Source organism: Sporomusa sp. 246TCP1 (genome assembly GCF_057319775.1).
The window spans coordinates 3,290,408-3,302,259 of sequence record NZ_CM170492.1 but is presented as its reverse complement, the minus strand read 5'-3'; the positions used below and the strand labels follow the sequence as shown (position 1 = coordinate 3,302,259).

Annotated in this window: 14 protein-coding genes; all 14 read left to right on the top strand. The window is 38.5% G+C overall.

What is annotated here, in order from left to right; translation table 11 throughout:
* Positions 1–97 precede the first annotated feature (97 nt).
* The 14 genes from AC1ECB_RS15695 to AC1ECB_RS15630 all read left to right on the top strand — a co-directional run bounded on the left by AC1ECB_RS15695 (position 98) and on the right by AC1ECB_RS15630 (position 11,851).
* On the top strand, positions 98–310 hold the full coding sequence (locus AC1ECB_RS15695; protein ID WP_485664651.1) for a YtxH domain-containing protein: 213 nt from the start codon (positions 98–100) through the stop codon (positions 308–310).
* A gap of 833 nt (positions 311–1,143) precedes the next feature.
* The gene (locus tag AC1ECB_RS15690; RefSeq protein WP_485664650.1) at positions 1,144–1,380 is read left to right on the top strand and encodes an acyl carrier protein; all 237 of its coding nucleotides are present in this window, start codon (positions 1,144–1,146) and stop codon (positions 1,378–1,380) included.
* A 59-nt stretch (positions 1,381–1,439) separates the two neighbouring features.
* Entirely contained in the window at positions 1,440–2,744 is a 1,305-nt protein-coding gene (locus AC1ECB_RS15685) for a beta-ketoacyl-[acyl-carrier-protein] synthase family protein (protein WP_485664649.1), read from the top strand.
* Positions 2,741–3,982, top strand: coding sequence for a beta-ketoacyl-[acyl-carrier-protein] synthase family protein (locus AC1ECB_RS15680; protein WP_485664648.1), 1,242 nt, complete (start codon positions 2,741–2,743; stop codon positions 3,980–3,982). The genes AC1ECB_RS15685 and AC1ECB_RS15680 overlap by 4 nt, the downstream gene beginning before the upstream one ends.
* A gap of 24 nt (positions 3,983–4,006) precedes the next feature.
* A complete protein-coding gene (locus tag AC1ECB_RS15675; RefSeq protein ID WP_485664647.1) occupies positions 4,007–4,843 on the top strand; it encodes a cyclase family protein in 837 nt (278 codons plus the stop codon).
* 60 nt (positions 4,844–4,903) lie between these two features.
* Positions 4,904–5,866, top strand: coding sequence for an aromatase/cyclase (locus AC1ECB_RS15670; RefSeq protein WP_485664646.1), 963 nt, complete (start codon positions 4,904–4,906; stop codon positions 5,864–5,866).
* 37 nt (positions 5,867–5,903) lie between these two features.
* Positions 5,904–6,674, top strand: a complete 771-nt coding sequence (locus AC1ECB_RS15665) for an SDR family NAD(P)-dependent oxidoreductase (protein ID WP_485664645.1) — start codon at positions 5,904–5,906, stop codon at positions 6,672–6,674.
* A 43-nt stretch (positions 6,675–6,717) separates the two neighbouring features.
* Complete coding sequence (locus AC1ECB_RS15660; protein ID WP_485664644.1) at positions 6,718–7,176, top strand: hypothetical protein; 459 nt, start codon at positions 6,718–6,720, stop codon at positions 7,174–7,176.
* A gap of 53 nt (positions 7,177–7,229) precedes the next feature.
* Positions 7,230–7,682: a hypothetical protein gene (locus AC1ECB_RS15655; protein ID WP_485664643.1), complete on the top strand. Its 453-nt coding sequence runs from the start codon at positions 7,230–7,232 to the stop codon at positions 7,680–7,682.
* A 30-nt stretch (positions 7,683–7,712) separates the two neighbouring features.
* Positions 7,713–8,024, top strand: coding sequence for a TIGR04076 family protein (locus AC1ECB_RS15650; protein WP_485664642.1), 312 nt, complete (start codon positions 7,713–7,715; stop codon positions 8,022–8,024).
* A 44-nt stretch (positions 8,025–8,068) separates the two neighbouring features.
* Positions 8,069–9,136 carry an alpha/beta hydrolase family protein gene (locus AC1ECB_RS15645; RefSeq protein WP_485664641.1) on the top strand — a complete coding sequence of 356 codons (1,068 nt, stop codon included), beginning with the start codon at positions 8,069–8,071 and terminating at the stop codon, positions 9,134–9,136.
* 246 nt (positions 9,137–9,382) lie between these two features.
* Positions 9,383–9,991 carry a TetR family transcriptional regulator gene (locus AC1ECB_RS15640; RefSeq protein WP_485664640.1) on the top strand — a complete coding sequence of 203 codons (609 nt, stop codon included), beginning with the start codon at positions 9,383–9,385 and terminating at the stop codon, positions 9,989–9,991.
* On the top strand, positions 9,984–10,955 hold the full coding sequence (locus tag AC1ECB_RS15635) for an HlyD family secretion protein (protein ID WP_485664639.1): 972 nt from the start codon (positions 9,984–9,986) through the stop codon (positions 10,953–10,955). The genes AC1ECB_RS15640 and AC1ECB_RS15635 overlap by 8 nt, the downstream gene beginning before the upstream one ends.
* Positions 10,952–11,851 carry an ABC transporter ATP-binding protein gene (locus AC1ECB_RS15630; protein ID WP_485664638.1) on the top strand — a complete coding sequence of 300 codons (900 nt, stop codon included), beginning with the start codon at positions 10,952–10,954 and terminating at the stop codon, positions 11,849–11,851. Before AC1ECB_RS15635 ends, AC1ECB_RS15630 begins: the two co-directional genes overlap by 4 nt.
* The last annotated feature ends 1 nt before the right edge of the window (position 11,852 follow it).

Here is an 11,852-nt window from a genome sequence, read left to right as displayed (position 1 = left end):
TGCTGTGAAATGACAATTATTTTCAGCGATGTATGCAACAATAAATTAAAAAATCTATCCAGACTTTTTGTTTTAAAAAAGATTGGTGTCCATTTGAGTGACTGTCGGAGCTGCTGCCGGCGTTCTATTGACACCTAAATCTGGCAAGGAAAATCGAGCTGATATTGCTGCGACTGCTAAAGAACTTCCTGGAAAAGCCAAAGAAATCGTCGAAAAGACAAGAGAAAAGGTTGCAGAGGTTAAGAAGGAAATTGCTGGCCGGACAAATTCCGTCGACGCGGGTGAGACCGTGTGGTACATTTTGGTATAACCTGGTATTTAGTAAGTTACTATTTAAAATATTGACAACAATTGGAAGTATATGATAATATAAAACAGATCAATCGATTGATTGATCTGTTTTATAAGTAATAACCAAAAAAATGTTACTTTAGGTGGAGTAGACTCTCCACCTAAATCTCCAATGTTTCAGCTATGCTAAAACAAGTTTACTAAAAATGAAAAAATCGAAGAGGCATTCAGAGAAAACAATATCGTTGCTCTTTAGATCCGGATTATATGGAAGCAGTTGTTTTTATTCTTCAGCTTTTTTCATGAACATGCCCAGTTCTATTCGTGGGACATGTTGACATTAATGGCAATTTGTAGTAAATTTAAATTGCGAAAATCAATTGCTAATAGCAATGAATTTCTCTATGCAAAAAAAAAACAACACCCTTAAATCAGTGAAGTTCTTTGGCCGGAATCCTCTGATTTAAGGGGTTAGCGCAGCATACTTTTATTTCGTATGTGCTTATTTATTATTATAAATTAGGAGGTGGGATTTAGTCAATATCTTTTAGGGAGAAATCTTTTCAAAATTCAGAAAAAATTTTGAGAGGAAAGGAGAGCGGGGAATAAATGCTTACTTACGTTTTTCCTGGACAAGGTTCACAAGTTAAGAAGATGGGGTAAGGTCTTTTTGACGAATTTAAAGAGTTTATAGCGCAGGTCGATGATTTTGGATATTCAGTAAAAAACTATGTATTGAAAAGAAGAGATAGGACCCGGGCAGGTTTTAACAGGGTTGGTTCAGCGAATAAAAAGAACGAAACTGTTGGCTACTGCTTAGTATTAATAAGTGTGAAAGGAAAGTGAAAAATAATGGAACAAAAAAAATTAATTGATGTAATAGCAAAATCTTTAAGGATTCCCAGCGGTGATCTTGCTGCTACTACATCTTTATCAAAAGAAATAGGGGTTGATTCAATTGAAATGGTAAGTCTGTGTCGCGATATAACTAAAATCTTTAATTGTCATTTGGATATCTGGGAAATTAAGGAGGCGGATACTATCGAAAAATTGTTTATGCATATTGAAGAAAAGAAAAAAGCATCTTAAGGCGTTCGGTTGTCGCTACCTGAATGAGCAGATTATAAAACAGGGGGAAGAAAAATATAATGAAAAATAAATTGTCTAAAAAACGGCGAGTAGTAGTAACCGGTTTAGGGGTTATTTCTCCAATTGGTATTGGAAAGGAGAAATTTTGGAAAAATTGTATTAATGGAAAATCAGGTGTAAAAAAAATTGATAGATTTCCGGTAGATCAATTCAAATCACAAATATGTGCTGCCGTTGAGGATTTTGAGCCAAGAGAATTTGGTTTAAAAGAAAATCAGATAATGCGATTAGACAGATACGCTCAATTTGCGGTAGCGGCCGCTAAAATGGCCATGAAAGAAGCTGATATTAATATTAATGAAATTGATCTAAGAAGGGCTGGCGTGAGTATTGCTAATGCGATAACCGGCACGCCTTTTATGGAGGAAGAATTTTTAAGGCAAACGGAAAAATGCACTGAACATTTTAATGCCGCATGGACTAGTAAAGCTTTGTATCCGGCACTTACCTATAGTACCGCTTCGCTCGAAGTAGCAGCAGAATTCAATTTTAGGGGACCGTGTTCAACTTTGACGACAGGATGTGCTGCTGGATTAGATGCAATAGGTTTTAGTTTTGATATGATCAGGTATGGATATTCAGATGTTATGATTACTGGTGCCGCTGAGGCACCAATATGCCAGGTAACTCTTGCAGCTTTTGATGTTTTAGGCGCAGTATCATCCAAAAGAAATGATACACCGGAAAAAGCATCACGGCCATTTGATAAAGAACGTGACGGCTTTGTTTTAGGGGAAGGGTGCGGAATACTTGTGTTAGAAGAGCGAGAACATGCTTTAAAAAGAGGCGCTGCTATCTTAGCTGAAATCTATGGGCATGGCTCAACATGTAATGCTCATCATATGACAGAATTACTGCCAGATGGAGAAGATTTAAAAAGAGCTATAGAAATAGCGTTAGAAGATGCCGGTGTATTTCCAGACCAAATTGATTATATTAATTCTCATGGTAGTTCCACACAGCAAAATGATGTTAATGGAACAGCGGCTTATAAAGCTGTACTGGGAAAAAGAGCCTATGAAGTACCAGTCAGTTCTTTAAAATCAATGAATGGTCACGCTTTGGCCGCTGCAAGTGCAATGGAAGTTGTTGCTTGTGTTCAGTCATTAATTAATAAAGAAATTCATCCTACAATCAACTATGAATATCCTGACAGTAGATGCGACCTAGATTATGTACCGAATAGAAGCATAAAAAAAGATAATTTAAAACTAATTCTAAAAGATGCCAGTGGTTTTTCCGGGATACACAGTGCATTAGTAGTTGGCGTTGAATCGGCTTTCGAAGGAGAAACATGGATATGAGGAGAGTTGTTATAACCGGTTTAGGTGTTATTGCCCCCAATGGTATTGGAAAAGATGAGGTGTGGAAAAATTCTGTAGCAGGAAAAAACTGCATAGACCAAATTACTAAGTTTGATACAGAAAAATTTTCGGTTAAAATGGCTGGAGAAATAAAAATTTTTGTGGATACAGATTTTATACCGGCAAGACAAGCGTATAAATTTGATGTTTTCACCAAATATGCAGTAGCGGCAAGTGATCTGGCAATAAAGGATAGCAATATTGATTTGAATAACGTTGATAAGAATAGGTTCGGAACATATATTGGGAATTGTTTTGGCGGATGGACTTTTAATGATCTTCAATTAAAATTGCTGCATACCAAAGGGGTTGATGAGTTTAGTCCTTTTGTGGGAACAGCATGGTTTCCGGCGGCTCCGCAAGGTGAGATTACAATTAAGAATAAACTAAAAGGACATAGTAAAACAATTGACTCCGGCAGAGCAAGCGGGTTGGCGGCTATTGGATATGGGGCAAGAGCTATCTTTCAGGGTAGGGCAGATATTCTTCTGGCCGGTGCCAGTGAGGGATTGATGACTCCATTTACGTTTGCGGCAATTTGTACAGAAGGCGTTGAAGAACCTACCCATAGAATTTCTGAAACTGGTGTTTATCAACCTTTTGATAAGAAAAGAAGTGGTTGGATTCCGGGAGAGGGTGCAGCAATTTTACTATTGGAAGAATATGAACATGCGAAAAAGCGAAATGCAAAAATTTATGGAGAAATAAAAGGTTTTAGTGATATTGCAGGAGCTTGTCATCCGCGTTACCTGGCTACTGACGAGTTGGGTCTTGATTATACTATTGCTAATGCACTGGATGATGCTGATTTAGATCAAGGGGATATTGATTTAATTATGGCTGACGGATTAGGAACAACTCATGGTGATTTAACTGAATACCAGGCAATAAAAAAAAGTATGAACACTGTGTACACGGAAATTCCGGTCACCGTGCCCAAAACAATGACTGGTAATCTGTATGGTGCTGCTGGAGCCTTAGATGCAATTTGGGCGACCATGTCTATTGAGAATAATATAGTGTTACCTACAATTAATTATGAAGATCCCGATCCCTCATTTGATTTGAACATAGTTGAAAAAATAAAAAGCAATAGAAAAATTAACAATGTAGTAATTAACGGACGGGGAAATGGTGGGATTTGTGCTAGTTTAGTAATCGGATCAGTCAATAATTAAAAATAGATTATGAAAGAGTGCATTATGAACTGGAATAGTCAGTATAACATTATTGATCTAAGTGTTGCTATTGATGTAAATAGTTGGGAACCTAATCCGGTAAAAAGAAAAATAGTTGATCATAAAGCAGGAGCTGATTTACTGGGAGAAACTTTAGTTTCTCTGAAAGGCTCAAATATTTTTGCAAAAGTTAAGGAACTTATAAAACAAAAATTGGGTTTTGGCTTAGACCACAAAGATTTCCCGGAGGGAAAGGGGCTTTCGTTATATACTTATGAGCTTACCACCCATACAGGCACTCATTTGGATGCTCCGTACCACTTTGGTGACATAAGCAAAGAAGGGAAAAAGGCAAAGACAATCACAGATATTCCTTTAGAATGGTGTTTCGGGAATGGAGTATTGTTAGATATGGCAGTTGGTAATGAGGCTATTTCCCCAGAAGAGATTATTGCTAAATTAGCGGAGATAAAATACCGGATACAACCCTGGGACATTGTTTTATTAAAAACAGATGGCGATCAATATATCGGAACACCACAATACTTTACAAATTTTAGGGGCGTTAGTTTAGCGGCAACAGAGTATCTGATTGATTGTGGAGTTAAAATCATCGGGATAGACAGTTTTGGTTTTGATCCCCCTTTTGGTCAAATGATAGGGAAATATATGCAGGATAAAAATGTAAAATATTTATGGCCTGCTCATTTTCTGGGAAGGAAGAAAGAATATTGTCATATAGAACGATTGACCAATTTGGGTAAAATACCAAAACCTATTGGATTTAAAGTATGTTGCTTTCCTATCAAACTACATGACAGTGATGCGGGCTGGTGTAGGGTAGTGGCTATAGTTGACTAAGATTGACTTTTCGGAACAAGAAAAATGAGTACGCAAGAAATTAGTGGAGGTGTCAAAGTTATGGAAGTTACTATGCATGCAATAGAAATTAATGCGGCTATCGAAAAGGTTTATGATATGTGTGTCGATGCATTAAAATGGCCTGAATATTTTCCGCCATGTAAACAAGTCACAATTATATCACAAAAAGAAGATGTGCAAGTGCTTGAAATAACAGCGCAATCTAATGAGACAGAATTTACGTGGCAATCAGAGCGAAGATTATACCCGGATAGCTATAGAATTGACTTTCATCAATCGAAACCAAGTCCGCTTGTGGAGTACATGCAAGGTGTATGGCGAGTGATTAAGCTGAATAAAGGTGTATTACTGACACTGGAACATGTGTTTAACGTTAAGGATAATGTTGCAGGTCTGGTTGAAAATGTGGGTAGCAATGAAGAAGCCTTACAATTTATGCTCCGAACAATTGAGAACAACAGCAAAAAAGAATTAAGTGCCATAAAACAAATCTTAGAAAAAGATAGGCTAGGAAAGACAGAGACAATATTTTCTTCTGAAATTGCAATTAATGCAACAGCGGAGCAAGTATTTAACTTGCTATATAATGTCAAAGATTGGCCCAAACTGCTGCCTCACTGCAAAAAAATTACAATGCTCTATGAAGACGGTCGTAATCAGGAATTTGAAATGACTGTTATCGGGGTGCAAGATAAAATAGAAAGCATGAGATCTATAAGGCATGGACATGCCAATAATTTGATTGAATATTTCCAGCCTTCATTGCCTCCGGCATTAAAAAGCCACGAAGGTAAATGGATCATTTCTGAGACAGAGAATGGAGTAAATCTTGAGGCTTGGCACAGTGTAGCACTATCTGAGGAAGGAGTTAGAAATATATGGGGAGAGATTGAAATGGAACAAGCCTTAAAAAATGTTGAGCAAGCGATTGAAAGAAACAGCATGACAACGATGCAAACTATAAAATTATATTTAGAGTTAAACAAAAGACAAGCAGTATAAGTTGTATAGTCGAAATAAAATTTAAAAAGGAGAACAGATGATGGAAAGGACAGCTTTGGTTACGGGTGCTGGTAGAGGCATTGGCAAATCCATTGCTTTACAGCTGGCAAAAGACGGTTTTTTAGTTGCCTTAGTGTCAAGGACAATTAAAGAATTAGTGCAAGTTTCTCATGAAATTTTTGAGCTTAATGGAAAATCTATATATTTTACTTGTAATATTGCTAATCAGGAAGACGTGGAGAAAATGGTAAGTAAAGTGATGCAAGAGGTAGCAAAAATTGATGTGCTGGTTAACTGTGCTGGCCGAAGTGGTGGCGGTAAGACAGCGGAGATGGACGACGAAATTTGGCGTGATATTATAAATACCAACCTAAATAGTGTTTATTATGTAACCAAAGCAGTTCTAAACAAAGGGAATTTAGACGCTAATGGTGCAATAATCAATATTGCATCAACAGGAGGTAAACAAGGTGTGCCGCTTGGTGCTGCATATAGTGCGTCTAAAGCCGGAGTTATCGGATTTTCGAAAGCTTTAGGAAAAGAACTGGCAAAGACAGGGATAACAGTTAATGCTGTATGTCCCGGGTTCGTCGAAAGCGATATGGCGCAGACGGTAAGAGAAGCTAGTAGCAAGCTGTTAAATATCCCGGTGGAAGAAGTAAAAAAGAAATTCGAAAGCGCTATTCCTATTGGAAGATACATCGAGCCTGATGAAGTAGCAGGGATGGTATCTTATTTAGCTTCCGATAGAGCAAGAGGAATAACAATTCAAGCAATAAATGTATGTGGTGGATTAGGTGTTTTTTAAACACGATCTAGCTAGTATATTTGTAGGTAAGGAGTTGGCGTCAATGGTAAATAAATTGTCAGAGCTAGAACGGACATTGCATTTTGAAGTTACAAATTATATTGTTTCTGCCGAATGGCTTCCCGTCGGGGACGAAGATGGTCATATGATTGGTATACAACAACGTGAAGGTGAGGCTGTGTTTAGCAACGGTGAAACTGCAAAATACGCTTTTGTCGGAGCCTTCGATATCCCCCGTGGCAAGGAAGGAACTGCCAACGGGTATACTAAGCTGGAATTTGCAGACGAATCCTTGATTATGATCTCATGGACATCAGCGTTACCTTGGGTCGATGGCGAACATCCTTCTAACAAGGGACAAGGAGAGATTATCAAGGGAACCGGCCGTTTCAAAGGCATTAAAGGCACTTCTGTTTTTAGCGGCAGGCAGTTGAAATCCGCGCAACAGGACCCTAAATTCACTGCAGTTGCGAATGTGATTATTACATATATGCTTCCCTAAATTAGGAAAAAGTATGCGGCAGGTTACTTTTTATTTACAAGGGAGATGTTATTGTGAGTTATAAATCGCTTCATCAAACAACTGCCACGATTGCCTTTATGACAATTGCGTATTTTTTGGGGTCCACTTTAGTGGTGGAGTTTATTGGTGATCATGAGCAAATCGCAGTTGTGAAAAAGATTATTGTTTACGGGTTATCACTATTGATTATATGTATGCCTTTGACTGTCATTTCCGGCAAAAGATTGGCTGTCTTGTATCCTAACAATTCCTATGTCGAAGAAAAAGCCAAACGGATGAAGTGGATTGGAATAAATGCGATAATTTTCTTGATTCCACTGGCGGTTACGCTGAATTATCTGGCACAGAACAACCAACTGGATATGAGTTTCTATTCTTTGCAAGTTTTAGAAATAATTTGCGGTTTAACAAATATTTTTCTTTTTATTAAGATGTTTACAGATGGGAGGAAAATAAATAATAAAGTATTTTCCCTAAAAGAGTAAGACGAATTTGAATTTTGGCGGAGGAAAAAAATGAGTGAAAAGGAAATTCTGGTTAAAGTAACTTCGAGTATAGGTGAATGCAAGGTCGGTCATAAAGAGGGAGATGTATTTAAAGTATCAACAGCTGATCCGGGAGGGCTGTGTGGTGCTGCTTATCACACAATATTCCCAATAATAGCGGTGTTAACATGGGATGGGGTTTTACCATTGGATGATCCGAATAAAATAGAATCGTGTTGCCCGGATGTAAAAAATCTTGTAAGCTTTGAGATTGTTCGCCACCAGATTGCGGATGAAAAGACGGCTAATGAACAGAACAGCTTGACAACAAATGTAGAGTAAAAGTGTAAACAACAAGGCGAATATTATAAAAGGAGAGGAAAGCCATGGCAGAGAACAGAAAGATACCTGTTGGCCAAAACTTCAATAGGATGATGGCTGGTGGGCTTGATCACACAGACTATACAAGAATAGTTGATCGGGTTGGGCGTGGCGAAGATCATGTGCAAGTATGCGAGGAACTTGGCGACAAATCTTATGCTTATGCCGAGAAAGAATTACAGAAAGGTCACAGAGAAACAGCGAGAATCTTTTTTGTAAAGGCGGCAATGGTTTATCGTATTGGTGAGTACGATATTATTGATATAACTGACGAAAGACTTAGAATTTATGGAAAACTTTTAACTACTTATTCGCGAGGTATACAGTTGTATGACAATATGACGGCTGAAAAAGTAGAGATTCCTTTTAAAGGCTCTAAGATGAGTGGATGGATGCTTATCCCGAAGCAAGCACCAAAAGATGTTCCTGTTGTTGTTGCCACAGGTGGACTTACAGGTTTTAAGGAAGAAGTGCATACAGTCGCGATGTCTTTGATAAATAGAGGATTGGCTGTGCTGCTGATTGACGGACCAGGACAAGGAGAATCGTTATATTTTAACAAATGTTATCTCGAAATAGAACATGAAGAGGCATATAACAAAATTTTTGACTATGTGGTGAGTCGAAGTGATGTAGGAAACAAAATCGGAATATTTGGTGCAAGTTTCGGTGGATATCTTGTTGTTCGCATAGCCGGCTTTTTATCACATAAATTAGCAGGCTGTGTAAGTCGGGGTGGGTCATATGATCCGCAGGAAATGATTCCGGTTTATCCATATTCATTAGAAAAACTTGCTATCAGGTTTGGCAAAGATAAAAATTATGTAAAAGATAATCTGTTAGACAAAATGAGCATGAAAGGGATTGCCGAAAAAATAACTTGTCCGTTGTTAATTATTCACAATGAGCAAGATCCTCTTTTCAATGTCGAAGGTGTAAAAAGGACATATGCCGAAGCTGCATCCACGGACAAAACAATTAAGATTTATCCAGCTTTCGACCATTGTGCGACTTTAGATGACACTGAAGTGCACAGATATCTTGTAGATTGGTTTGCGGACAGACTGTTTTAAAATAAGAAGTTTTTGCCTCAGAATCCGGATAATAAATCTAATAGGCATTAATACCTTACAAAGAAACCGCTTAACTGATGGTTTCTTTGTATTTGTTGCAGGTTTGCAATAATCTGTAAGCTTTCTTGTTTCATACTATATTTTATTTTTACTGTACTGATTCAATTTAAAATGTTGACAAAAATTTAAAGTTAATGATACAATAAAGCAAATCAATCAATTGATTGATTGAAAAGGAGGGACATTATGGATAATAGTTCACAGACTAAATTAATTAAAGCGGCCACGACTTTATTCGCCCAAAAAGGGTTTGCCGCTGTATCTATTCGTGAATTGGCTGAAGCCGCTAAAGTTAATGGTGCACTTGTTTCTTACTATTTTTCGGGTAAGGAGGGCCTTTACTCGGCGGTATTAGAAGAACAGTTTGTGCCGATTGTTCAGATGATGCAAAGGCTAGCGGCTATGAATCATCTATCAGCGATAGAACGGCTCAGTCAATATGCTTATAATGTTAGGATTATTCATCGACAAAAACCTTTTTTAGTTCAATTTATACATAGTGAACTTGTCAATCCCTCCGTCTGCGGGAGAGAAGTAGTAAACAAATATATTTCCCAGCTTTTTCAACTTATCCAAGTAATTCTAACAGACGGAATTATCAGCAATGATTTTAAATCTAATTTTAGCCTAATGTATGCAACCGTTTTTTTGCTAGGTATCATAAATTATTATTTTGTTATCAAACCTTTTTTTCAGGAATTAGTAATGCTGTCAGAGCAATCAGATGAAGAATATTTTGCCCAGGCTATTAATGTTTTTCTCTATGGGATTATTAAGGGGGGAGAACATGCATAAAAAGATAATTGTTATTGCCATTATTGTTATAGTTTTGGCGGCTGTTGGGGGTTACAGGCTGTATCTACCCAAGGAAAAAGGCATCACAGCTACCGGTACAGTGGAAGTAACACTTACTGATATCGTGCCTAAAACGAGTGGCTATATGTCGCAGTTGACAATTCAGGTAGGGGATACAGTCCAAGCCGGTCAAGTCATTGCTCAAATTAGTCGGACGGATTTAAAGGCGCAGTTGCTGGCTGATGAGGCTGCGCTTAGTAAAGCCAAAGTGCAATTGACTGACCTTGAAAAAGGCTCAAGAGATCAAGAAGTCAAGCAAGCGAAGGCTCAGATGGCGTCTGCTCAGGCAACGTATAACAAAGCCAAAAATGATTTAGAACGTTATCGCGTCCTTTATAATGACAATGCTATTGCTGCGCAGCAATTTGATTCTGCGCAGACCAGTTATGATGTTGCCTACAATTCTCTTATTGACGCTCAGTCTCAACAGAGTTTGGTAATTGAGGGCAATCGTTCGGATGTTATTGAAGCTCAGCGGGCTGAAGTGAAGCGGTTACAAGCGGTTGTTGATGTTGCCAGCGCTAATTTGGCTGATACCATTATATGTAGTCCGCTTGACGGTGTAGTATTAACAAAAAACTTTGAAAATGGCGAGTATCTTAATGCTGGATCGGCTATTGCCACTGTTGGCGATTTAATTGACTGTTGGGTAAAAATCTATGTTTCTTCCGAACAACTTGGTTTGATTAAACTGGGTCAGCCTGTAAATATTTATATTGACGCTTATCCCAAACGGACATTTGCCGGAACAATTAAGGAAATTAGTCAAAATGCAGAGTTTACGCCACGGCAAAGCATTACTCAACGAGAACGGGCTAATCTGGTATTTTATGTTAAAGTAAAAATTGATAATTCTGAAGGCATCTTAAAGCCAGGAATGCCGGCAGATGTGGTTATCCAATGATTACATTAAATAACGTAACGAAAAACTATGGAACGGTAACAGCAGTAGATAGTGTTTCACTGGAAGTAAACGACGGTGAAATATTTGGGCTGGTTGGGCCGGACGGCGCCGGAAAGACGACTATTATTCGCATGTTGGCAGGGCTTCTTTTGCCAACTTCGGGAACGCTTACAGTTTTAGGAGCTGCCAACCCGGAATCCGTCAAGGATCACCTTGGATATGTCCCGCAAAAATTCAGCCTTTATGGAGACTTAACAGTCATGGAAAATATTCGTTTACTTGGGTCGCTATACGGTCAAGCTGCAGATCAAATTGATGTTTTAGCCAACCATATTCTTGGTTTTACTAAAATATTGCCGTTTAAGGATCGCTTGGCCGATAACCTGTCCGGCGGGATGAAACAAAAATTGGCATTAGCAGCCGGGTTGATGCATCAGCCGAGGCTGTTATTTCTCGACGAACCGACCACCGGTGTTGATCCTGTTTCCCGACGGGAATTTTGGCGCATGTTGTTCAAACTTAATAAGGAAGGTACAACTATTTTTGTCTCTACACCGTATATGGATGAGGCGGAGCTCTGCACCCGTATTGCTTTCATGCACAATGCTCGTATTGTTTCTTGTAATTCCCCGGAGGGTTTGCGCCGGGAATATCCCTATAAGGTATTAGCACTGAAAACGAGTGAACGGAATATTAAGAAACATTTAACAGCCTGTTCAATTATTGATATGAACATGTTTGGTGAAACCTACCACATAGTAGTTGAAGACATGGATGTAGCTGCGGTTCAGGTAAAATCCGCACTGGCTGCGGCCAATATTGCGGTCACTACATTGGAAGAAATTCAACCCACATTGGAAGATGTGTTTGTCGCTTTGGCAAGTGAGGTGGCATGAA

Bases quoted from the DNA above. Each gene is read 5' to 3' on its own strand.
- AC1ECB_RS15690 (WP_485664650.1), top strand. From the start codon at position 1,144: ATGGAACAAAAAAAATTAATTGATGTAATAGCAAAATCTTTAAGGATT.
- AC1ECB_RS15685 (WP_485664649.1), top strand. From the start codon at position 1,440: ATGAAAAATAAATTGTCTAAAAAACGGCGAGTAGTAGTAACCGGTTTA.
- AC1ECB_RS15680 (WP_485664648.1), top strand. From the start codon at position 2,741: ATGAGGAGAGTTGTTATAACCGGTTTAGGTGTTATTGCCCCCAATGGT.
- AC1ECB_RS15675 (WP_485664647.1), top strand. From the start codon at position 4,007: ATGAACTGGAATAGTCAGTATAACATTATTGATCTAAGTGTTGCTATT.
- AC1ECB_RS15670 (WP_485664646.1), top strand. From the start codon at position 4,904: ATGGAAGTTACTATGCATGCAATAGAAATTAATGCGGCTATCGAAAAG.
- AC1ECB_RS15665 (WP_485664645.1), top strand. From the start codon at position 5,904: ATGATGGAAAGGACAGCTTTGGTTACGGGTGCTGGTAGAGGCATTGGC.
- AC1ECB_RS15660 (WP_485664644.1), top strand. From the start codon at position 6,718: ATGGTAAATAAATTGTCAGAGCTAGAACGGACATTGCATTTTGAAGTT.
- AC1ECB_RS15650 (WP_485664642.1), top strand. From the start codon at position 7,713: ATGAGTGAAAAGGAAATTCTGGTTAAAGTAACTTCGAGTATAGGTGAA.
- AC1ECB_RS15645 (WP_485664641.1), top strand. From the start codon at position 8,069: ATGGCAGAGAACAGAAAGATACCTGTTGGCCAAAACTTCAATAGGATG.
- AC1ECB_RS15640 (WP_485664640.1), top strand. From the start codon at position 9,383: ATGGATAATAGTTCACAGACTAAATTAATTAAAGCGGCCACGACTTTA.
- AC1ECB_RS15635 (WP_485664639.1), top strand. From the start codon at position 9,984: ATGCATAAAAAGATAATTGTTATTGCCATTATTGTTATAGTTTTGGCG.
- AC1ECB_RS15630 (WP_485664638.1), top strand. From the start codon at position 10,952: ATGATTACATTAAATAACGTAACGAAAAACTATGGAACGGTAACAGCA.